This is a genomic window from Rhizobium sp. BK112 (genome assembly GCF_014193215.1).
GTDB classification, from domain to species: Bacteria; Pseudomonadota; Alphaproteobacteria; order Rhizobiales; family Rhizobiaceae; genus Rhizobium; species Rhizobium anhuiense.
The window spans coordinates 701704-720986 of the sequence record NZ_JACHYZ010000001.1 but is presented as its reverse complement, the minus strand read 5'-3'; the positions used below and the strand labels follow the sequence as shown (position 1 = coordinate 720986).

Genomic DNA, 19283 nt, shown 5'->3' with positions numbered 1-19283 from the left:
GCCCATAGACCCCGAGGTCACTCATGGCTTTGAAAGTTCTTTTCATTGGCGGCACCGGCCAGATTTCCTATCCCTGCGTCGACCGCGCCGTTGCTGAGGGCCATCATGTCAGCGTCTTTAATCGCGGCTTGAGAAGCGACCCATTGCCTGCGGGGGTGACCTCGATCGTCGGTGAACTTGGGTCGACCGCCTATGCGGATCTCGCCAGGGCCAATTATGATGTCGTATGCCAATTCATCGCCTTCACGCCCGATCAGGTGGCGCGCGACATCGAGCTGTTTGCGGGCAATTGCGGTCAGTATATTTTCATCTCTTCGGCCTCGGTCTATGAAAAGCCGCCGCGTCACTACGTGATCACCGAGGAGACGCCGGCGATCAATCCCTACTGGCCCTACAGCCAGGCCAAGATCGCCTGCGAGGAATTGCTCAAGAAGTCCAGCAATCTGGCCTGGACGATCATCCGCCCCAGCCACACCGTTCGCACCGGCCTGCCGATCATGATGGGCGATAGCGACGTCATGGCGAGACGCATGCTGGACGGCGAACCCACCATCGTGGCGGGCGATGGCCACACGCCCTGGACACTGACCCGCTCCGTCGATTTCGCAGTGCCTTTCGTCGGGCTTTTCGGCAAGAAAGCAGCGCTCGGCGAGATTTTCCACATCACCTCCGATCGCGCCCACATCTGGGACGATATCCAGAAGACGATTGCAAGATTGCTGGGCGTAGAAGCCAAGATCGTCCACGTACCGACCGACACCCTGATCAGGTACAATCCGGATTGGAGAGGCCCGCTGGTCGGCGACAAGGCCTGGACGGCCATCTTCGACAATTCGAAGGTCAAGCGCGTGGCGGGTGACTTCACCTGTGCCGAGAGCCTGGATAAAATCCTGGCTGAGCCGATCATGCACCTCAAACAGCGCCTGGCCAAAAGCCGTCCGCCAAAAGGTGAACTTGATGCCCTGATCGACAGGATATGCGCCGCGCAAAGCGCTCTCGGCTAGCGCGCCGCGTGCCCCTTCGGACGCAGAAAGGACGCTCTAGCACTTTCAATCCTCGCATCGTGCTTTCCGAAAATCGATTCCGATTTTCGGGTCGATGCGCTGGGCATGTCCCGACCCGTCAGCTCGCCAAAGTCAGGCCGCCGTAACGGCTGACTTCATTCTCGATTTCGGCGACCAGCGTATCGAGCGCCGGATTTCGCGCCTTTCGGGCGCGGCGCACCACATAGGCCAGGGCGGGAGGTGTGGGCAGGCGGTTGGTGATGATATTCATCTCGGGGCGCAGGTGGCGCCCGTTCAGAAGCGCCACACCCAGGGCGGATGTGACCGCCGAGACGATTCCGGCGGCGCTGGCGCATTCGAACACCGTCTCGAGCAGCGTGTCGCCGTCCTGCCCGATATCAAGCGCCCATTGGCGATAGAAGCATTCGTCGTCAAAAGACAGGAATGGAATGGGACCACTCGGCGGCAGAGGCAAGTCCGCATGCTTCACCCAGTAGAGCTGCTCCCGGAAAAGGACGATATCGGTCGGGCGAACCTCGTGGGCAAAGATCTGCACGATCGCAGCATCGAGCTCGCCCCGCTCCAGCATCCCCCTGAGAACCAGACTCATTCTGACCTTGGTGCGCACCGCGACATCAGGATGGAGACGACGAAACCGGCCCAATATGCGGGCAAGGTCCGTGCAGGTCGTGTCCTCGGTCAGCCCCAGCGCGATGCGCCCGGCGAGCGGCGTTTTCGTCAGGCTGAGAAGCGCTTCGTCATGAAGGCCAAGGATACGTTCGGCATAATCCAGCAAGTCCTCTCCGGCGGCGGTGAACATGGCCGAGCCTGATTTGCGGCTGAGCAAATCGCAATCGAGGCTGACCTCGAGCCGCTTGATCTTATGGCTGACGGCCGATTGCGACAGACCGAGCGCCTCGGCGGCGCGGGTGACTCCACCATGACGGCGAACGGACCACAGGACCCGCAACGCGTCTATTTCCAATCGTCGGCTGTTGAGTTCGGTCACGGCGGCGCCCTCTGCTCACTGTGTCGCAAAATCTATGCATGGAGCTGGTCGGCCTGACAAGTCGCCATCGATAAAGCGAGCGTCTTGTCATGTCACGATCGAAATTTGTCATGTGCGATGACACCTGGCCTGACCTATGTCAGAGCAGAACGTTATCGAAATGAGTATGCCATGACAGATCAATCAATCGTCCGGCCCGAGCCGCGACGACACCCTCTCCTCTGGCCCGTGCTCGCGGCACTTCTGGTGATCAGCTGGAGTTCCGGTTTCGTCGGCATCCGCTACGCCAGCGAGGGGGCAAGCGTCATTCTGGTCTTGTTCTGGCGCACCCTTCTGTCGGGACTGATACTGCTGCCCTTCGCGCTGACCATCGGGCCAAGGATGCATCTGCGCAGTGTGCTGGGGCAAATGCTGTTCGGCGTGATGTCGGTCTTCCTCTATCTCGGTGGATTCGCTCTCGCCATCGAGCAGCGCGTGCCGACGGGACTGGTCGCACTGATTTCCGACCTCTTGCCGCTGGCGATTGCGTGCCTGTCGCAACCGCTCCTGGGCGAACGGCTGACATTGCGGCAATGGCTGGGGACGACGATCGCCGTGGTGGGCGTTCTGCTCGTTTCGCTCGAAAGCCTGAGCTTCGGCCAGGCCCCGCTCTGGGCCTATGGGCTGACGGCCGGCTCGATGCTGATTTTCGCCCTCGCCTCGGTTCTCTACAGACGGCGGCGCGACGAGCACATGCCTGTCCATCAGAGCCTTTGCATCCAGACCCTGACCGGCTCGGCCTTGTTTTCGTTCTGCGCCTTCATGCAGGGCAATATGATCCCGCCGATGACCATCGATTTCGCCATCGGCATGACATGGCTCGTGCTGATCGCAACCTTTACCGCCTATTCGGTCTATTACACCAGTCTTCGACTTTTCCCGGTGGCGCAGGTCAGCGCCGCAATCTACCTCAGCCCACCCGTCACCATGTTATGGGCCTGGGCCCTGTTTTCCGAGCCGCTGACGGCAACGATGTTCGTCGGATTGGCGGTGACAATGGTGGGTGTCTGGATGACCTCGCGAGCGTGAACGCTTGTGCGGATGCGATCGGCGCTTGCCGCTTAAGTCCGGAAACTGCCGAAGGCGTACATGTTGGTCGGCGCGCCGTGCAACATCACCTCGCACTCGAAGGCGAAGCCACATTTTTCGAGAATGCGTCTTGACGCGGTGTTGGCGGTGCGAACCAATCCGATCACGCGATCGGCCTGCAGATCGTCGAATGCAAATGTCAGGGATTCCCTGACCAATTCCGTGGCATAGCCATGGCCCCAGCTTTCAGGTTGCAGATGATATGAAAGGTTGAGGCCATCGAATTCCGTGGAAACAGTGACGCCGCCGAACCCTATCAGCGCGCCGTCTGACTCAACAGCCCAACGCCCGAACCCGTGATCTTTCCAATGCCCGATATCGCGCGCGAGCCGCGCAGCACTTTCCTCCGGCGTATCAGGCCGGGGCACCGGTCGGTGTGCGACCAGTTCCGGCCGCGAAAAAAGCCGGATCAGGAAATCGGCATCCCCTTCCACCGGAGGTCTGAGAAGCAATCTGGCGGTGCGCCTCACGGCAGACTGCAAGACACCTTTGAACTCATTCTCAAACATCTTTCATCCAATTTTCAAAATGCGGCAACGTGACCGATACCAAATTATTCCAGGCGGCGCGCTTCCAGCGGCGCGTTCTGCCGGTACCCGTCGAAATAGCGGCCGCCATGCAGGGCGAGCTCGCGGTCGGCAAGGGCCAGCAACCGGGCGCCGTCGCCCTGCCCCGCCAGCCTGAACGCCGCGTCGAATTCGGCCGCCAGTTGCGCATCGAGCGTCTTCAGGACACGCGGCGCCCACTTGCCGCGGCCGCTCCATGCGCCGCGCCCGAGCAGGATCAGATCGGCGAGCTTCTGGTAGAGCAGTGCGGCGATAGCGGCGACCTCTTCGGGCGGGCGGGCGCCGCGCAGGTCATCGGCCAGATCGGTGACCTGATAGCGCAGCATGTCATAGTCTGCCCCGGCAAGAGGCTTGGGCCCTGCCGCCAGAATATCCGCCGCCTTTGCCTGGATGAGGCGGGCGCTGTCGATATCCGGTCCCAAAATGCAGCCTGTCATCACCATGTTGACCATGATCGGATAGCCGCTGTCAGCATCCCGATGAAGATAATGCGCTAGCGTCTGCGCATCGTGGACGAAGGCCTCGACCGGGAAGCCGTCCTCAGTGAACGATTCCCGCCAGGCTCTTTCCAGCGACGGGAAGACGACGACCAGATCGATATCGGAAAACGCAGTCCCTTCGCCGCGCATGATGGAACCCGCCACATAGGTGAAAGCAGCCCCGGCAAAGCGGCTGGCGACACAGCGGCGGGCAGCGGCCAGCGCCCGCTCCGCGAGAATATGTTTCTGGATATCGTCCACGATCTCGTCCTCGAATGCGGGACACGGGCGGGAACAAAAAACCCGCTCGTTTCCGGCGGGTTGGTCTCAGCAGCGATGAACGGAATTCAGTTCACGCGTCCACCACCCACCGCGGCGCGGTGGTCGTAGACTTGGTCGAAACTGCAAAAATCCTGCTCATGGCCAAGGTTAACCCGCGACCGTGACGGCGTCAATGCACCCGATCCGGGCGCCAGGGATGCTTTCCCGGCGCGACGTTTTCCGTCTAAGATGGCGCAAGAGTCGAAAACAGGAAGAGCCCGCCCATGCCCCATCCCGCCACCGTCATTCCGCGTCCCGCACCGGTACTGCTGCCGGTGGAAGGCAGCGCCGAGCGTTTTCCGGTGCGCCGCGTCTATTGCGTCGGGCGCAACTATGCCGACCATGCGATCGAGATGGGCCATGATCCCAGCCGCGAGCCACCCTTCTTCTTCCAGAAGAATGCCGACAACCTGCTGCCGGCGGGCCACGCCTTTCCCTATCCGTCGCTGTCATCAGACGTGCATTACGAGGTCGAATGTGTGCTGGCGCTGAAATCCGGCGGCGCGAACATTCAGGCCGCGGATGCGCTCGACTGCATCTACGGCTATGCCGTCGGCATCGATTTCACCCGCCGCGATCTGCAGGGCGAGGCAAAGAAGCTCGGCCGTCCCTGGGAAGTCGGCAAGGCTTTCGAACATTCCGCCCCCGTTTCGTCGATCGTTCCGGCCAGTCGCCTCGGCCACCCCACGCAGGCAAAGATCTGGCTGGAACAGAACGGCAAACGCGTTCAGGACGGTGATCTCAACCAGATGATCTGGAAGGTGCCGGAGATCATCGCCGAATTGTCGAAGCTTTTCACCTTGGCGCCCGGCGATATCATCATGACCGGCACGCCCGCCGGCGTCGGCGCAGTCGCCAGGGGCGATCATATCTATTGCGGCATCGACGGTATCGCCACCCTATCGGTCGAGGTCGTCTGAGGAGAGAGTCATGCCCGTCTATGCGCTCGGCGGATCGACGCCGAAACTGCCCGCCGCCGGCCTCTATTGGATCGCACCGGATGCCAACATCATCGGCCGAATCGAGCTCGGCGAGAATGTCGGCATCTGGTTCGGCGCAGTGCTGCGCGGCGACAACGAGAAGATCACCGTCGGCGGAGGCAGCAACATCCAGGAGGGCGTGATGGCCCATACGGACATGGGCTTCCCGCTGACGATCGGCAAAGGCTGCACCATCGGCCATCACGCCATTCTCCACGGCTGCACCATCGGCGACAACGCGCTGGTCGGCATGGGCGCCACCATCCTCAACGGTGCGAAAATCGGCAACAACTGCCTCGTCGGCGCCAATGCACTGGTCACCGAAGGCAAGGAATTCCCAGACAACTCCCTGATCGTCGGAGCACCCGCCCGCGTCCTGCGCACGCTCGACGAAGCGGCAATCGGAGCCATCCGCCGCTCGGCGGAAAACTACGTCGCCAACTGGCAACGCTTCGCCCGCGATCTCAAGCAGATCGGGTGACGCGCCACAGAGTTGTTGCCATTGGCAATCCAATCAAGAAAAACGCCGCTTCGGGATTCCGAAATTCGCGGCGTTTCGTGAGGTGTGGACGGAGAGAAACAGCCAATGATTTCAATGCCGCAACCAATTTCGGGATTCCGAAGTGCTATATAGAGTCTGGTCGGGTATTGCCGGCATCGACTAATCGCAGCCGGGCCAATAGCTGCCGTAGCCACTCCAGTGGAGACCTCGCATCGATCCCCGACGCCTCGAAATGACGGCCCAGCCCGATTTCGCGGAAGAGTGCCTTATTCGGCGGCTTCGAGAAACTGGCTGTTCCGTGAGGAAGAGGCAAGAGCCTGAACCCTGGCTTCGGCCTTGGCGATCAATTGATAGAATTCGTCCTGCGCTTCGACATCCAGTTGGATGACGGCATTGACGTCGTCAGGTGTATCGCAGACGCAAGCGACCGCCGAAATGGGACAGATGCCGCCGGGATAACGTTTGCCGCTGCCCGTATAGGCGCGGCGACCCCAGCGCTCGGAATAGACCGTCTCTTCCCGTTCGAGATGCAGGATCGTTCCCTTGCAAGCGGTCACGATAGCTGCCTTGCCGTAAGCGAACCAATGATAGTTCAGCTTCCGGAGAATATATTTGCCGGTGATATCTTCGCCCGCCAGCTCGGCAGGGTTTTCAATCATTCTGATCATGACGGCTTCCTCAACGTTTAAACAATATCCGTCATGTCGTCGCGCGCAGCAAGTCGAAAAACGCTGCTTTTGGAGACACTTAGTCACAAAGTGTTTCCGATTCTTACACCAAACGCTCGCGGAGCTGCCCGTCGGGCACACAATTCTTCGTCGAATTTACCGCAACCTGCCACCGATTTTGCCCTTGCTCGAGCTGGCGGCGACGTCAATGTCCCCTGGTGTTTCTCGGTCAGGGCTCGATATCTCTTTCTGACTGGCCCGAAGACCGCGCCGTTTTCATCCCGGGAAACGGCCGGTTCGTTTCGCCAATTTGCCACCTGCAGAAGAATTTTATGGTCGACGCGATCAACCCATCTCCGCCACCGTTCCGTCAGAACCCACCAAGGTCGGCAAACCGCAAGACCGTGCAATCACCTCTCGCCTCGAAGCTGAGCTTCGATTGCCACCTTGTCGATCACCGACCAGACCTCGACGATCTTTCCGTGGCGAAATTCGTAGATCACGTTCTCGCTGAAGGCAACGCGCCTACCGTTGACCTCGAGGTCGAGGAATTTTCCCTTCGGCGTGCAGTCGAAGCCCAACCGGCAAGCGACGTAAGGCGGGTCGGCGATCAGCATCAGGACATTGAAATGGAGATCGGGAATCTCATCGAAATCCCGCTCGAGCATGGCGACGTAACCCGACAGCCCAAGCCGCCGGCCGTTATGGATCGCGCCGTCGTCGACGAATTGCCCTAGCTTCTGCCAGTCCTGGCTGTTCAGGCAGGCAATGTAATCGCGGTAGCGGTCGGAGAGGTCGGTTTTCGTCACGCGATTGCTCCTGTGTTGCAGGAATGAGGTGGGTGGCGTTCTCACCAGACGTGGCGCATCGGGAAACGGCCGCAACCCGCTCCAATCAGGCCGCACAGGCCTCGCACAATCCGCGGATCTCGATCGTCGTCTTTTCCGGCTTGAACTTCTGGCCGCGCACCCAGGCCATCAGCCGATGGTCGACTTCATGGTCGTGGAACTCCATCACCTGGCCGCAGCTTTCGCAGATCGCGAAGGCGACGATGCCGTGGCTGTGGCAGTCGTCGCCGGGATGGGCGCAGGCGACGAAGGAGTTGATGCTTTCAAGCCGGTGCACGACGCCATATTCGAGCAGCTTCTCCAGCGCCCGGTAGACCTGCAGCGGCGCGCGAAAACCGTGATCGCGCAGCTTGTCGAGAATGGTGTAGGCGCTGAGCGGCCCATCGGCCTTTTCGAGCACATCGAAAACAAGCGACTGGTTCTTGGTCAATTGCGGTGTCGTCATGAGCCTTGTCCTTGCATGACCGCGCGATGGCGCCTGAGGGGAAGCAGGCTGAGCATGAAGAGGATCAGCGCCGCAACCACGATCGAGGGGCCGGAGGGCGTGTCGTAGGTGAGCGAACCGAACAGCCCGCCGACGACGGCGATGGCCCCGATCAGCGAGGCGAGCACCGCCATGACCTCAGGCGTCGACGAGAAGCGCCGCGCCGCAGCCGCCGGAATGATCAGCAGCGAGGTGATCAGCATGATGCCGACGATCTTCATGGCAATCGCGATGACGACGGCCATCAGCAGCATGAAGAACAGCCGCGCCCGCTCCGGCTTCAGCCCCTCGGCCTCGGCGAGCTCGGCATTGACGGTCGCCGCCAGCAGCGGCCGCCACAGCCAGGCCATTGCCACGAGAACGAAGAGCCCACCGCCCCAGATCAGCGCGATGTCGGTCGTGGAAACGGCAAGGATATCGCCGAACAGGAAAGCGATGAGATCGATCCGCACCCAGCTCATGAAGGCGACCATGACGAGGCCGATCGCAAGGGTCGCATGCGAGAGGATGCCGAGCAGCGCATCGGCCGACAGCGCCTGGCGCTTCTGCAGGAACAGCAGCAGCACCGATACGAGGGCGGCGACGGCAAACACGGCCAGTGTCAGATTGAGTTCGAAGAGCAGCGACAATGCGACGCCCAGCAGCGCCGAATGGGCGATCGTATCGCCGAAATAGGCCATGCGCCGCCAGATGATGAAGCAGCCGAGCGGCCCCGTCGTCAGCGCCAGCCCGACGCCGGCAAGGATGGCGCGCACGAAGAAATCGTCAAGCATGGCGATCTCCCGCCGCATGCTCATGGGCGTGCGGATGCGTGTGGCCATCACCGGCATGCCCATGGTCATGCCCGTCATGCCCGTGGTCGTGCGCATGGCCGCCGTCATGCGCGTGATGCCCGTCATCGGCGTGGCAATGATCGGTGACCGTGCCGTCCGCATGCTGCACGCGCCCATCCGGCAGATGCGTATGATCGTGATGATGGCTGTAGACGGCCAGCGTCTGCGCCGCCCGGCTGCCGAACAGGCGCACATATTCCGGGCTGCGGCTGACGGATTCGGGCGTGCCGCGGCAGCACACATGACCATTGAGGCAGATGACGGTGTCGGTCTCGGCCATGACGACGTGGAGATCGTGCGAGATCAGCAGAATGCCGCAGCCGCTGGCGTTGCGGATCGATTTGATGAGATCGTAGAGGGCGATCTCGCCGGAGAAATCGACCCCCTGCACCGGCTCGTCGAGCACCAGCAGATCCGGCTTGCGGGCAATGGCGCGTGCCATCAGCGCCCGCTGGAATTCGCCGCCGGAAAGATGCTGCACTTCGGCATCGAGCATATGGGCGATGCCGGCGGATTCGAGCGCCGAGAGCATGTCGCGCTCGGGCAGCGGGCCGGTCAGCGTCATCAGCCGACGCACCGAAAGCGGCAGGGTCCAGTCGATCGACAGCTTCTGCGGGACATAGCCGACCTTGAGGCCGGCCTTGCGCTCCACCCTGCCCTCGTCGGGCTTCAGCACGCCGATTGCCGCTTTGGCGCTCGTCGATTTGCCGGAGCCGTTCGGCCCGATCAGGGTAACGATCTCGCCGCGCGAGACGGAAAAATCGACGCCGCGCACCAGCCAGCGGCCATTGCGGAGAACGCCGACATTTTCAAGCGAAACCAGCGGTTCGGCCCTGACACTACCGAGGGTCTTTGCGGGAGAGAGCATCAAATTTTCCGAAAGTGCTGTTGCGTCCTGCTATTGCACACGTTATAGCATAACGCAATTGATGTAATAACATAACAATTGTAATTCAAGGGAAGCACACTGATGCAACGTGCCCTGGGGCCATTTCTCAAAGTCTTGGCCTTCAAAATACCGGCTCTCGCAATCATGGGCGTCGCAATCCCCGCCTTGCTCTTTGCCGGAACGATGCGGGCCGCCGATGCGCCTGTCGTCGTCACCTCGATCAAGCCGATCCATTCGCTGGTTTCGGCGATCATGCAGGGCGTCGGCGAACCGGAACTGATCGTCGACGGCGCCGCCTCCCCGCACACCTACAGTCTGAAGCCGTCGAATGCCCGCGCTTTGCAGGACGCCAAGGTGATTTTCTGGGTCGGTCCCGGCCTCGAGGCCTTTCTCGAAAAGCCACTGCAGGCGCTCGGCCGGGATGCCAGCATCGCTGCACTCGATGAAGCGCCCGGCCTCGTCAAACTCCCCTTCCGCGAGGGCGGCGCCTTTGAAGCGCACGATGACGGCGACGAGCACGACACTGCCTCCGGTCACGAACATCACGATGCCGAAGCCACGCATGCTGCCGACGATCACCACGACCACGGCGCCTTCGACACCCATCTCTGGCTCGACCCGATGAATGCCAAGGCGATGGCCGCCATGATCACCACGACGCTGGTCGCCGCCGATCCCGCCAATGCGCTGACCTATCAGGGCAACGCCAAGGCTCTCGACGACAAGCTGGATGCGTTGGATACCGAGATCAAGGGCATTGTCGCTCCCGTCAAGGACAAGCCCTTCATCGTCTTCCACGATGCCTACCAGTATTTCGAGCATCGCTACGGCATCCGGGTCGCCGGCTCGATCACCGTCAGCCCGGAAACCATTCCCGGCGCCGAGCGTGTTTCGGAAATCCACAGCAAGGTCGGGCAACTCGGCGCCACCTGCGTCTTTGCCGAGCCGCAGTTCGAACCGCGCCTCGTCGATGTGGTCATCGAAGGCACGCACGCCAAATCAGGCGTGCTCGACCCCGAAGCGGCGACGCTGAAGGCCGGCCCCGATCTCTACTTCACCCTCATGCGCGGCATCGCCAACAGCATTAAGGGCTGCCTCTCCGGCGCATGATTGTCATGCGCCGCGCTGCGCGTCCTGCCGGACACGCGACGTTTTGGAGAAAGCTGAAGCGGAAGAAGGCGGACACCCCCGTTCCGCCTTTTTTCAGCGCAATCCATGTAATGATATAACATTAATAATTCGATGAGGTTCCCATGGACAATAGACTTCCCGTCACCGTGCTTTCAGGCTTCCTCGGCGCCGGCAAGACGACGCTGCTCAACCATGTGCTCGCCAATCGCGAAGGTTTGCGCGTCGCCGTCATCGTCAACGACATGAGCGAGGTGAATATCGACGCGGCGCTGGTGCGCGACGGCGGCGCCAATCTCTCCCGCACCGAGGAGCAGCTTGTCGAAATGACCAACGGCTGCATCTGCTGCACACTGCGCGACGACCTGTTGAACGAGGTGCGCCAGCTCGCCGACCAGGGCCGCTTCGATTACCTCCTGATTGAATCCACCGGCATTGCCGAGCCCCTGCCCGTCGCCACCACCTTCGAATTTCGAGATGAGAACGGCCAAAGCCTTTCCGACGTCGCAAGGCTCGACACCATGGTGACCGTCGTCGACGCCGCCAACCTGCTTGCCGATTATGCCTCAGCCGATTTCCTCGCCGACCGCGGCGAAACGGCGGGTGACGGCGACAACAGGACCATCGTCGACCTGCTGGTCGAGCAGATCGAATTCGCCGATGTCGTGGTGCTGAACAAGGTCGGCACGGCCAGCGAGGAAGAGCGCGACGCCGCCCGCAAGATCGTCACCGGCCTCAACCCCGATGCCAAGCTGATCGAGGCGGATTTCGGCAGGGTGGCGCTGAACGAAATGCTCGGCACCGGCCGCTTCGACATCGACAAGGCCGAGACCCATCCACTCTGGTACAAGGAGCTGCACGGCTTCCGCGATCACGTGCCGGAGACCGAGGAATACGGCATCCGCTCCTTCGTCTATCGCGAAAAACGGCCCTTCCATCCGGCAAAGCTGCAAGCCTTCCTCGACAGAAGCTGGCCGGGCGTGGTGCGCGCCAAGGGCTTCTTCTGGCTGGCGACCCGGCCGCATCATGTCGGCGAGATCAGCCAGGCGGGCGCGATCGTTCGTACCGGCAAAATGGGTCTGTGGTGGGCGGCCGTACCCCGCGAACAATGGCCCGAAGAGCCAGGCTTCATGCGCGCCATCGGCCCCTATCTCGACCCGGTCTGGGGCGACCGCCGCCAGGAAATCGTTTTCATCGGCGCCGATCCGATGGACGAAGCCTGGATCAGGAAGGAACTCGACGCCTGTCTGGTCGACACCACGGTGTTTGCACCGGAACGCTGGCGCAAACTGCCTGATCCCTTCGCCAGTTGGAGCCGGCAGGCAGCATGAAAGCGACGGCGATCAAATCCTACCGCTGCATCTGCCAGGAATGCGATCCCTTGCCAACAATCGAAGGACTTCATCCGCTGACGTATCCACCGGACCCTGAGACTGAAACCCGCAAACCGAAGGGATTTCTCGGCATCATCGCTGACCGGGTAATGCCTTTGCGCCGGCAGGATTAACCGATCACCGGCGAGAGCAACCCCTCCCTCACCTGCGCCTGTCGCAGGACTGACGGAGAGAACGAGGATACCTATCGATACTCATTGCCCTCAGTTGGAAAGAGGGCAGCCAAATCCGTCCTCTTTCCTCATCCATCTGCGATCAACGGACGGTAATGATGCTGGAGATGATGCCGCTGGTGACGCTGATCAACAGGTAGTCATTGTCAGCGCGGACCCAGCGATAACCGCGCGGCGGAGGCGCCAGCCGATAGCGGCGGTAGTCGTTGACATCGGAGAACCGGCGACGCTCGCTGGCATTGACGCGGTATCCCTTTTTCCAATGCGGCCGGATGACCTTCTTCTCAACGATCACCCGCTTCTGCACGACAGGCGGACGGCGATAATCGTCAGCACTGGCCTGGGAGACAATCATCGGAGACAGAAGAAAGGAGGCGGAAAGAAGAGCTGCAAGAATCTTTTTCATGTCGGGTTCCTCGTGTTGGCACGGGAACAAACTAGGGCTGAAAAGATGAACCGAAACTGAAATATAAATTAAATTTTCGTAATAGAATCCGATGGCTGTGGGTTGCGGCTAATATTTTAGGTTAGTCTTATACACTATGACGAAGAGCCGTTTTACCCGACACGGCACAATCGCTGCATAGCCCCAAAAGATCGGATTCGATTTTCGGAAGAATTGGGCGCAGATTCAAATAATGCAGCGTGTCCCTGCCTCCGAACGAGCGCTTGGCGCCGTCGGGACTGTCGTGCGGGATCGCTCTAGAGACAGTGGAGGAAATCATGCCCGGCATCAGCGTGCGCTATATCGTCGACGACGTCGACGTCGCGTTGGAATTTTACACGAGACATCTCGGCTTCTCGATCGCGCTTCATCCCGCGCCCAGCTTCGCCATCCTCACCAGGGACGGCTTTCGTCTGCTCGTCAGCGGCGTAACGGGACCGGGCGGAGCGTCTCAGGCGATGCCAGACGGACGAAAGCCCGAGCCCGGCGGATGGAATCGCATCCAGATCGAAGTCGCGGATCTGGAAGCCGAAGTCGCCACGCTGCGCCAGGCCGGCGCGCGTTTTCGCAACGAGATCGTGCAGGGCATGGGCGGCAAGCAAATCCTCCTCGAAGACCCGGCCGGAAACCCGATCGAACTCTTCGAAGCACCGAAGAGATGACGCGGCAGCGGTCACCCGATGACGGCAACCCGACATCCACATCGCGTGCAGCAAGAATGCGGCTGCGCCTTGCTACCTCTGTCCGAGCGTGTAGTTTCGGACTCGCATCAATTCAGAGGTAGGGAAACATGTCCGAATCCGCGGGCGGGCTCTTCGACTATGTCGGGATACTAGCCGTGTTGCTTCTCGTGGCCGCCAATGGCTTCTTCGTCGCCGCCGAATTCGCACTGGTGTCGGTGCGGCGCAGCCGTGTCACGGAACTTGCCGCGGCAGGCCGCATGAATGCCTCCGCACTTCAGCGCGCCGTCGACAATCTCGATGCCAACCTCGCAGCCACTCAGCTCGGCATCACCATTTCGTCGCTCGCCCTTGGCTGGGTCGGCGAGCCGGCGCTTGCGCACCTGATCGAGCCTCTGCTGTCCTGGCTGCCCGGGCAATGGGCGGCGACAGGCGCGCATACCGTCGCCATCGTCATTGCCTTCGTCATCATCACGGCGCTGCACATCGTGCTCGGCGAGCTCGCGCCGAAAAGCCTGGCGCTTCAGCGCAGCGAGGCCACCTCGCTTGCTGTGGTGCGTCCGCTCGGGTTCTTCCTCTTGCTGTTCAAGCCGGCGATTTTTGCCCTGAACGGCATGGGCAACCTCGTGCTGCGCGGTGTGGGTCTTCGCGCCGGAACCGGCGAATCGTCGTTCCATTCGCCGCAGGAGCTCAAGCTGCTGGTCGCCGAGAGCCAGGAGGCCGGCCTTCTCAACCAGGTGCAGCAGCAACTGGTCGAGCGGGTGTTCAACATCGGCGACAGACCGATCTCCGACATCATGACCCCGCGTCTCGATATCGAATGGTTCGACGCCGACGACAGCGACGCCGAGATCCTGAAGACCATCCGCGAATGCGGCCATGAGCAGTTGCTGGTCGCGCGTGGCTCGATCGACGAACCGATCGGCATGGTGTTGAAAAAGGACCTTCTCGACCAGGTTCTGGACGGCGGCAAGGTCCGGCCGATGGAGGTGATCAAGCAGCCGCTGGTGCTGCATGAGGGCACCTCGGTCGTCCGCGTGCTCGACAGTTTCAAGGCCTCGCCAGTTCGCCTCGCCATCGTCATCGACGAATATGGCAGCCTCGAAGGCATCGTCACCCAGACCGATCTGCTCGAAGCCATCGCCGGCGACCTGCCGGGATCCGATGAAGAGCCCGACATCGTCGTCAGGGAAGACGGCTCGCTCTTGATCGATGCGATGATGCCGGCCTTCGACGCCTTCGAACGGCTGGGCCTGCGCGATCGTCCGGATGCCGATTTCCATACGCTTGCGGGCTTCGCGCTGCATCAGCTCCAGCACATCCCCGAAGCCGGCGAAACCTTTCTCTTCGACGGCTGGCGCTTCGAAGTGCTCGACATGGACGGCATGCGCATCGACAAGATGCTCGCCACGCGCATTCCCGCGGATGGGGCGGAAGCCTAGTCTAGCGGATCGTCCCGCACGATGCGGAGGTCTGAAGTATTAGAGCGTCCTTTGTGCGTCCGAAAGGACGCACGGCTCTAGTTCACCGCCAGCGTCCAGATCATCCCTGCAACAGCACAGGCGAGCAGCGTCGCGATCACGGAAGCCTTGAAGCGGAAGATGGCGACGGCAGCAGCGGCCGACAGCGCCATAGCCGCCGGCACAGCCGATTGCAGCACGGGGATATCGAGCCGCAAGCCGCCAAGGCCGACGGTCGCGACCTCGGCAAACAGCGTGTGCAGGGCAAACCAGATGGCGAGGTTGAGAATGACCCCGACGACCGCCGCCGTTATGACCGACATCGCGCCGGCAAGCGCGATGTTGCCGCGCAGTTTCTCGATGAAGGGCGCGCCGAGGAAGATCCAGAGGAAACAGGGCACAAAGGTGACCCACGTCGTCAGCATCGCCGCAAGCGTGGCAGCAAGCATCGGGTTCAGTGCTCCTGGATCGCGGTAGGCGCCCATGAAACCGACGAACTGCACGACCATGATCAGCGGCCCCGGGGTCGTCTCGGCCATGCCGAGACCATCCAGCATCTCGCCGGGTTTCAGCCAGCCGAAATGCTGCACGGCCTCCTGCGCGACATAGGCCAACACGGCATAGGCGCCGCCGAAGGTGACGACCGCCATCTTGCTGAAGAACAGGCCGATTTGGGTAAAGACACTGTCGGCACCGAAGGTTGCGTAGAGCACGGCGAGCGGAGCGAGCCAGAGGGCGAGCAGCGCGGCCGACATGCGCAGCGACCAGGCAAGATTAGGGCGCGCATGCGCCGGTATGCCCTCGCCGAGCGCCGACTCGGCATCCGACAGCACCGGGCCGCTTCCGGCCTTGTGGCCACCGCCCGTCCGGAAGGCCGCAAGCCCGAACCTGCCGCCGACAAAGCCGGCGATGCCGGCCGCGAGCACGATCAGCGGGAACGGCATATGGAGAAAGAAGATGGCGATAAAGGCCACGGCCGCAATAGCGACCATGACGTTATTCCTCAGCGCGCGGCTGCCGATGCGGATGACCGCCTGCACGACGACGGCGAGCACCGCCGCCTTCAGCCCGAAAAACAGACCGGCGACGATGGCGACGTTACCGTAAGCCGCATAGATATAGCTGAGACAGAGGATCGATAGAAACCCCGGCAGCACGAACAGCAAGCCGGCGACGAGACCACCCGCTGTCCGGTGCATCAGCCAGCCGATATAGACGGCGAGCTGCTGCGCCTCGGGTCCGGGAAGCAGCATGCAATAATTCAGCGCATGCAGAAAACGATGCTCGCCGATCCATCGCTTCTCGTCGACAATGATCCGGTGCATGACGGCGATCTGGCCGGCGGGACCGCCGAAGCTCAAGGCGGCGACGCGCAGCCACACCCTGAAGGCGTCACCAAACGAGACGCCGTGATGATGCGCCCCATTCGCGTCCTCCCCCGCCATTTTGCCGCCGGATGCAGCATCCGTCATCTCGGCCATCTCATGCCCTCTTCTTCGGCGCTGGCCAGTTGTGGGTTTCCTCGGTCGCATCCCGGCACCAGCGGAAGAAGGCGTCGTAGAGCAGCATCCCGGCTTCCAGTTGCTCCAGATCGTCGGAATACATCCTGGAGAGGCCGAGCGACGCCGCAAGCAAGCCAGGCGCCTCGGGCGCGAGGTCGGGCCTTGCGGTATCCGCCGCCCTGACGATCCGCGCCAGACGCAGAAGCGGTTCCGACGCCAGTCCGAACTCCTCGACCATGACGTCAAAAGTGCAGAATTCGCCGCGGTGGCTCCAGAACACATCTTCGATATCGAAGGGCGCCGCCCCAAAGCGTTCTCCGACGGCGATAACTTCCGGCGCCGGCACGAACAGGAAGACAGCGCTCGGATCGACGAAGCGCCGGATCAGCCAGGGGCAGGCGATGCGGTCGATCTTCGGCCGCGCGCGCGTTACCCAGACAGTCCGTCCCTCCGCGTCGCGGCGCGGCAGCTTTTCCCAGGGGACCGCCGGTCCGCCTGCGATCCAGGCTTCGAAGCCGCCCTCGAGGCTCTCGGTATCGATACCGGCATGGCGCAGGTAGGCTGCAACGCCATGGCTGAGCTTGCTGCCCTTCTGGCAGACCACGACGACGGAATCGGCATCGACGCTGCCGGCCCAGGACGCTACCTCGGTATGGTCGCGCCGGATCGAGCCCGGCACCAGGCGCGGATCGAGCCCGAAGTCCTCCTTCGTGCGAACGTCGATAATGCAAGGCGCACCGGGAGTTCCGATGAGGCGGCTGAGCTTGTCGGGAGAAATTTCGAGAAATGACGGCATGACGCGTCCCTCCGTTGATCGGTTCTGTTGGACGCGATTCTTCAGCATGACGCCTCGTGGGGTGATCGCGACCCCATGGGAAAACCATGCAAAAGTGCCCCCGCCATGTCAAGGGCATTGGGTCGCGGCGGCTGCTGTCCGCAGGGCACCCGATCGGCCGGCATCTCGTCCTCCGGGACAAGAATGAAGAGGACGAAAACTCAATCAACACAGGCGCTTCGGCCCAGAACGGAACAAAATGCCCACTTCGGCATTCTTCTGTCACCGAAAGAGGAGAAAGTACCATGACGTACGACCCCAATAATGCCAACGACCCCAACCGCCCCCTGAACCCAAATTTGGATCTGCGCACCACGCCGAGCGCGCGCAACAATAATACGTGGGTTGTCTGGGTCGCTGCATTGGCCGTGATCGCTGTCGCTGCATTCGCCTATTCGCAGTGGAGCACCCCCGGCACATCGCCGGATACGACAGCCTCCACGACCCAATCCGAGCCGGCGCCGGCCAAGCCGATCGCTCCGACCGACAACAGCGCAACGCCCGCACCGGCACCGGCACCGGCCACTCCGCCGGCTGCCCCTGCCCAGCAGTAACCGCTGCTCGGCCAAAGGAAGCCGGCCGGATGCCGGCTTCCTGACCGCTGTGGGCTCTTGAAGATTATTAAGCAAACCCTACTTAAGGGATATCATATCTGTCTCTAACGGCTGACCACGGATGTACTGGCAGCCGTTATCGAGACTGATCGAGGAAGGTCGGTGCGAGTTTCGCCCGGCCTTTTTCTTGACCTCGTCATCGATGCCGAATGGGGCAGTCATGCCTGCTCCTGCCAAAGCGCTACCCGAAAATCGAAAGCGATTGTCGCGGCGCTCCAGGCCGACCTAAAGCGCCATGCGTGCTTTCGAACGCACAATGGACGCTCTAACACCTTGAATTTACGCATCGTGCTTTCCGAAAATCGATTCCGATTTTCGGGCCGATGCGCTAGCGCCTTGCACTCGACCGCTTGGTCGGGCAGGTTGGCGGCGCGATGACGATTCAAGGAGGCTGATGTGGCGCGAAGCTACAGCGTCTATGACGTGTTCACCGATCGAAAGCTTGCGGGCAACCCGCTGGCGGTGATCTTCGACGGAGACGATCTCAGCGACGAGGCGATGCAGGCGATCACCCGGGAGCTTAATCTCTCCGAGACGGTGTTCGTGCAGCCTTCGAGCAACCCCGCCTATGCAGCGCGGCTGAGGATATTCACGCCGGGGCGCGAGCTGCCCTTTGCCGGCCATCCGACGGTCGGCACGGCGGTGGCGCTGGCCGAGCGGGCTCATGGCGCGACGACCCGCGATCTCGTCTCGGTACTCGAGGAAAATGTCGGGCCAGTGCGCTGTGCGGTGCGGCTGAGGGAGGGCGAAGCGAGCTTTGCCGAATTTGACCTGCCGCGTAAGTCGCAGCCGGCCATCATGCCGCTCGACAAGCTCGGCATTGCCGATGCGCTGTCGCTGAAGGTGACCGAAATCGGCTTCGAAAATCATGTCCCATCGGTCTGGAGCGCCGGTGTCCCCTTCCTGCTCATTCCGGTGCACGATGTCGGAGCCACGCAGCGGGTGGAATTCGATCCGCAGCTCTGGGAAAAGATCGTGCCTTTCGTCGACGGTGCGCTCGCCTCGGCCTATGTCTATTGTCGCGGCGGCGTCAACCACGTGGCGAAGTTCCATGCGCGCATGTTTGCAAGCGGCATGGGCATCGTCGAAGACCCGGCTACCGGGGCGGCAGCGGCGGCGCTCTCCGGAGCGATCCACCATTTCGACCGGCTGACGGACGGACATCATCCAATCATGATCGAGCAGGGCGTCGAGATGGATCGTCCATCCTTTATCCACCTTCATATCGATGTCGACGGCGGGACGATCTCCAACGCGCGCATCGGCGGCCAGGCGGTGCGGCTGGCCAGCGGCACGCTCGACCTCTGATTTCACCGGAGCGCCGCGCGTCCGCCAGGACGC

The 19283-nt window shown here is 61.8% G+C and carries 22 protein-coding genes; 11 read left to right on the top strand and 11 right to left on the bottom strand.

Going from position 1 to position 19283, the window contains the following annotated elements; genetic code table 11:
• Window positions 1–23 precede the first annotated feature (23 nt).
• On the top strand, window positions 24–1004 hold the full coding sequence (locus FHT75_RS03430; protein ID WP_063474670.1) for an SDR family oxidoreductase: 981 nt from the start codon (window positions 24–26) through the stop codon (window positions 1002–1004).
• A gap of 118 nt (window positions 1005–1122) precedes the next feature.
• Here FHT75_RS03430 and FHT75_RS03425 read toward each other — a convergent pair whose 3' ends face one another.
• Window positions 1123–2013 carry a LysR family transcriptional regulator gene (locus FHT75_RS03425; protein WP_097542209.1) on the bottom strand — a complete coding sequence of 297 codons (891 nt, stop codon included), beginning with the start codon at window positions 2011–2013 and terminating at the stop codon, window positions 1123–1125.
• Between the two features lie 171 nt (window positions 2014–2184).
• Here FHT75_RS03425 and FHT75_RS03420 point away from each other — a divergent pair, with 171 nt between their 5' ends.
• Window positions 2185–3081: a DMT family transporter gene (locus FHT75_RS03420; RefSeq protein WP_063474668.1), complete on the top strand. Its 897-nt coding sequence runs from the start codon at window positions 2185–2187 to the stop codon at window positions 3079–3081.
• 32 nt (window positions 3082–3113) lie between these two features.
• Here FHT75_RS03420 and FHT75_RS03415 read toward each other — a convergent pair whose 3' ends face one another.
• Together FHT75_RS03415 and FHT75_RS03410 are read right to left on the bottom strand one after the other, a co-directional pair.
• A complete protein-coding gene (locus FHT75_RS03415; RefSeq protein ID WP_063474667.1) occupies window positions 3114–3650 on the bottom strand; it encodes a GNAT family N-acetyltransferase in 537 nt (178 codons plus the stop codon).
• Window positions 3651–3694: 44 nt separating this feature from the next.
• A complete protein-coding gene (locus FHT75_RS03410; RefSeq protein WP_063474666.1) occupies window positions 3695–4447 on the bottom strand; it encodes a nucleotidyltransferase domain-containing protein in 753 nt (250 codons plus the stop codon).
• Window positions 4448–4731: 284 nt separating this feature from the next.
• Here FHT75_RS03410 and FHT75_RS03405 point away from each other — a divergent pair, with 284 nt between their 5' ends.
• Window positions 4732–5427, top strand: coding sequence for a fumarylacetoacetate hydrolase family protein (locus FHT75_RS03405; RefSeq protein WP_063474665.1), 696 nt, complete (start codon window positions 4732–4734; stop codon window positions 5425–5427).
• Between the two features lie 10 nt (window positions 5428–5437).
• Entirely contained in the window at window positions 5438–5968 is a 531-nt protein-coding gene (locus tag FHT75_RS03400) for a gamma carbonic anhydrase family protein (RefSeq protein WP_063474664.1), read from the top strand.
• A gap of 287 nt (window positions 5969–6255) precedes the next feature.
• Here the strand turns inward: FHT75_RS03400 and FHT75_RS03395 are convergent, their stop codons facing one another.
• The 5 genes from FHT75_RS03395 to FHT75_RS03375 form a co-directional block, all read right to left on the bottom strand.
• Complete coding sequence (locus FHT75_RS03395; protein WP_047610727.1) at window positions 6256–6657, bottom strand: hypothetical protein; 402 nt, start codon at window positions 6655–6657, stop codon at window positions 6256–6258.
• Window positions 6658–7067: 410 nt separating this feature from the next.
• Window positions 7068–7466: an ester cyclase gene (locus FHT75_RS03390; protein ID WP_047610729.1), complete on the bottom strand. Its 399-nt coding sequence runs from the start codon at window positions 7464–7466 to the stop codon at window positions 7068–7070.
• A gap of 85 nt (window positions 7467–7551) precedes the next feature.
• The gene (locus FHT75_RS03385; protein WP_047610731.1) at window positions 7552–7950 is read right to left on the bottom strand and encodes a Fur family transcriptional regulator; all 399 of its coding nucleotides are present in this window, start codon (window positions 7948–7950) and stop codon (window positions 7552–7554) included.
• Window positions 7947–8762 carry a zinc ABC transporter permease subunit ZnuB gene (znuB, locus tag FHT75_RS03380; RefSeq protein WP_063474663.1) on the bottom strand — a complete coding sequence of 272 codons (816 nt, stop codon included), beginning with the start codon at window positions 8760–8762 and terminating at the stop codon, window positions 7947–7949. The genes FHT75_RS03385 and znuB overlap by 4 nt, the downstream gene beginning before the upstream one ends.
• Window positions 8755–9690, bottom strand: a complete 936-nt coding sequence (locus FHT75_RS03375; protein WP_063474662.1) for a metal ABC transporter ATP-binding protein — start codon at window positions 9688–9690, stop codon at window positions 8755–8757. The genes znuB and FHT75_RS03375 overlap by 8 nt, the downstream gene beginning before the upstream one ends.
• Window positions 9691–9792: 102 nt before the next feature.
• Between FHT75_RS03375 and FHT75_RS03370 the strand changes: the two genes are divergently transcribed.
• The 3 genes from FHT75_RS03370 to FHT75_RS03360 all read left to right on the top strand — a co-directional run bounded on the left by FHT75_RS03370 (window position 9793) and on the right by FHT75_RS03360 (window position 12346).
• The gene (locus FHT75_RS03370; protein ID WP_063474661.1) at window positions 9793–10821 is read left to right on the top strand and encodes a zinc ABC transporter substrate-binding protein; all 1029 of its coding nucleotides are present in this window, start codon (window positions 9793–9795) and stop codon (window positions 10819–10821) included.
• Window positions 10822–10964: 143 nt separating this feature from the next.
• A complete protein-coding gene (zigA, locus tag FHT75_RS03365) occupies window positions 10965–12170 on the top strand; it encodes a zinc metallochaperone GTPase ZigA (RefSeq protein ID WP_063474660.1) in 1206 nt (401 codons plus the stop codon).
• Complete coding sequence (locus FHT75_RS03360) at window positions 12167–12346, top strand: hypothetical protein (RefSeq protein ID WP_063474659.1); 180 nt, start codon at window positions 12167–12169, stop codon at window positions 12344–12346. The genes zigA and FHT75_RS03360 overlap by 4 nt, the downstream gene beginning before the upstream one ends.
• A 142-nt stretch (window positions 12347–12488) precedes the next feature.
• Here the strand turns inward: FHT75_RS03360 and FHT75_RS03355 are convergent, their stop codons facing one another.
• Entirely contained in the window at window positions 12489–12812 is a 324-nt protein-coding gene (locus FHT75_RS03355) for an RcnB family protein (RefSeq protein WP_063474658.1), read from the bottom strand.
• Window positions 12813–13129: 317 nt separating this feature from the next.
• On the opposite strand from FHT75_RS03355, the gene FHT75_RS03350 reads away from it, so the two are divergent.
• Complete coding sequence (locus FHT75_RS03350) at window positions 13130–13513, top strand: VOC family protein (RefSeq protein ID WP_047611743.1); 384 nt, start codon at window positions 13130–13132, stop codon at window positions 13511–13513.
• A gap of 128 nt (window positions 13514–13641) precedes the next feature.
• Window positions 13642–14973 carry a hemolysin family protein gene (locus tag FHT75_RS03345; protein WP_063474657.1) on the top strand — a complete coding sequence of 444 codons (1332 nt, stop codon included), beginning with the start codon at window positions 13642–13644 and terminating at the stop codon, window positions 14971–14973.
• A gap of 77 nt (window positions 14974–15050) precedes the next feature.
• Here FHT75_RS03345 and chrA read toward each other — a convergent pair whose 3' ends face one another.
• A complete protein-coding gene (chrA, locus tag FHT75_RS03340; RefSeq protein WP_063474656.1) occupies window positions 15051–16472 on the bottom strand; it encodes a chromate efflux transporter in 1422 nt (473 codons plus the stop codon).
• Window position 16473: 1 nt separating this feature from the next.
• Entirely contained in the window at window positions 16474–17289 is an 816-nt protein-coding gene (locus FHT75_RS03335; protein WP_063474705.1) for a chromate resistance protein ChrB domain-containing protein, read from the bottom strand.
• Window positions 17290–17573: 284 nt separating this feature from the next.
• On the opposite strand from FHT75_RS03335, the gene FHT75_RS03330 reads away from it, so the two are divergent.
• On the top strand, window positions 17574–17882 hold the full coding sequence (locus FHT75_RS03330; RefSeq protein WP_047610744.1) for a hypothetical protein: 309 nt from the start codon (window positions 17574–17576) through the stop codon (window positions 17880–17882).
• Window positions 17883–18338: 456 nt separating this feature from the next.
• Window positions 18339–19250 (top strand): PhzF family phenazine biosynthesis protein, encoded by a 912-nt coding sequence (locus FHT75_RS03325; protein ID WP_063474655.1) that lies wholly within the window; start codon window positions 18339–18341, stop codon window positions 19248–19250.
• Window positions 19251–19283: the final 33 nt, after the last annotated feature.

Excerpts from the sequence above, each read along its gene's own strand:
- FHT75_RS03430 (WP_063474670.1), top strand. The coding sequence starts at position 24 with ATGGCTTTGAAAGTTCTTTTCATTGGCGGCACCGGCCAGATTTCCTAT.
- FHT75_RS03420 (WP_063474668.1), top strand. The coding sequence starts at position 2,185 with ATGACAGATCAATCAATCGTCCGGCCCGAGCCGCGACGACACCCTCTC.
- FHT75_RS03415 (WP_063474667.1), bottom strand. The coding sequence starts at position 3,650 with ATGTTTGAGAATGAGTTCAAAGGTGTCTTGCAGTCTGCCGTGAGGCGC.
- FHT75_RS03405 (WP_063474665.1), top strand. The coding sequence starts at position 4,732 with ATGCCCCATCCCGCCACCGTCATTCCGCGTCCCGCACCGGTACTGCTG.
- FHT75_RS03400 (WP_063474664.1), top strand. The coding sequence starts at position 5,438 with ATGCCCGTCTATGCGCTCGGCGGATCGACGCCGAAACTGCCCGCCGCC.
- FHT75_RS03395 (WP_047610727.1), bottom strand. The coding sequence starts at position 6,657 with ATGATCAGAATGATTGAAAACCCTGCCGAGCTGGCGGGCGAAGATATC.
- FHT75_RS03385 (WP_047610731.1), bottom strand. The coding sequence starts at position 7,950 with ATGACGACACCGCAATTGACCAAGAACCAGTCGCTTGTTTTCGATGTG.
- znuB (WP_063474663.1), bottom strand. The coding sequence starts at position 8,762 with ATGCTTGACGATTTCTTCGTGCGCGCCATCCTTGCCGGCGTCGGGCTG.
- FHT75_RS03375 (WP_063474662.1), bottom strand. The coding sequence starts at position 9,690 with ATGCTCTCTCCCGCAAAGACCCTCGGTAGTGTCAGGGCCGAACCGCTG.
- FHT75_RS03370 (WP_063474661.1), top strand. The coding sequence starts at position 9,793 with ATGCAACGTGCCCTGGGGCCATTTCTCAAAGTCTTGGCCTTCAAAATA.
- zigA (WP_063474660.1), top strand. The coding sequence starts at position 10,965 with ATGGACAATAGACTTCCCGTCACCGTGCTTTCAGGCTTCCTCGGCGCC.
- FHT75_RS03360 (WP_063474659.1), top strand. The coding sequence starts at position 12,167 with ATGAAAGCGACGGCGATCAAATCCTACCGCTGCATCTGCCAGGAATGC.
- FHT75_RS03355 (WP_063474658.1), bottom strand. The coding sequence starts at position 12,812 with ATGAAAAAGATTCTTGCAGCTCTTCTTTCCGCCTCCTTTCTTCTGTCT.
- FHT75_RS03350 (WP_047611743.1), top strand. The coding sequence starts at position 13,130 with ATGCCCGGCATCAGCGTGCGCTATATCGTCGACGACGTCGACGTCGCG.
- FHT75_RS03345 (WP_063474657.1), top strand. The coding sequence starts at position 13,642 with ATGTCCGAATCCGCGGGCGGGCTCTTCGACTATGTCGGGATACTAGCC.
- chrA (WP_063474656.1), bottom strand. The coding sequence starts at position 16,472 with ATGGCCGAGATGACGGATGCTGCATCCGGCGGCAAAATGGCGGGGGAG.
- FHT75_RS03335 (WP_063474705.1), bottom strand. The coding sequence starts at position 17,289 with ATGCCGTCATTTCTCGAAATTTCTCCCGACAAGCTCAGCCGCCTCATC.
- FHT75_RS03330 (WP_047610744.1), top strand. The coding sequence starts at position 17,574 with ATGACGTACGACCCCAATAATGCCAACGACCCCAACCGCCCCCTGAAC.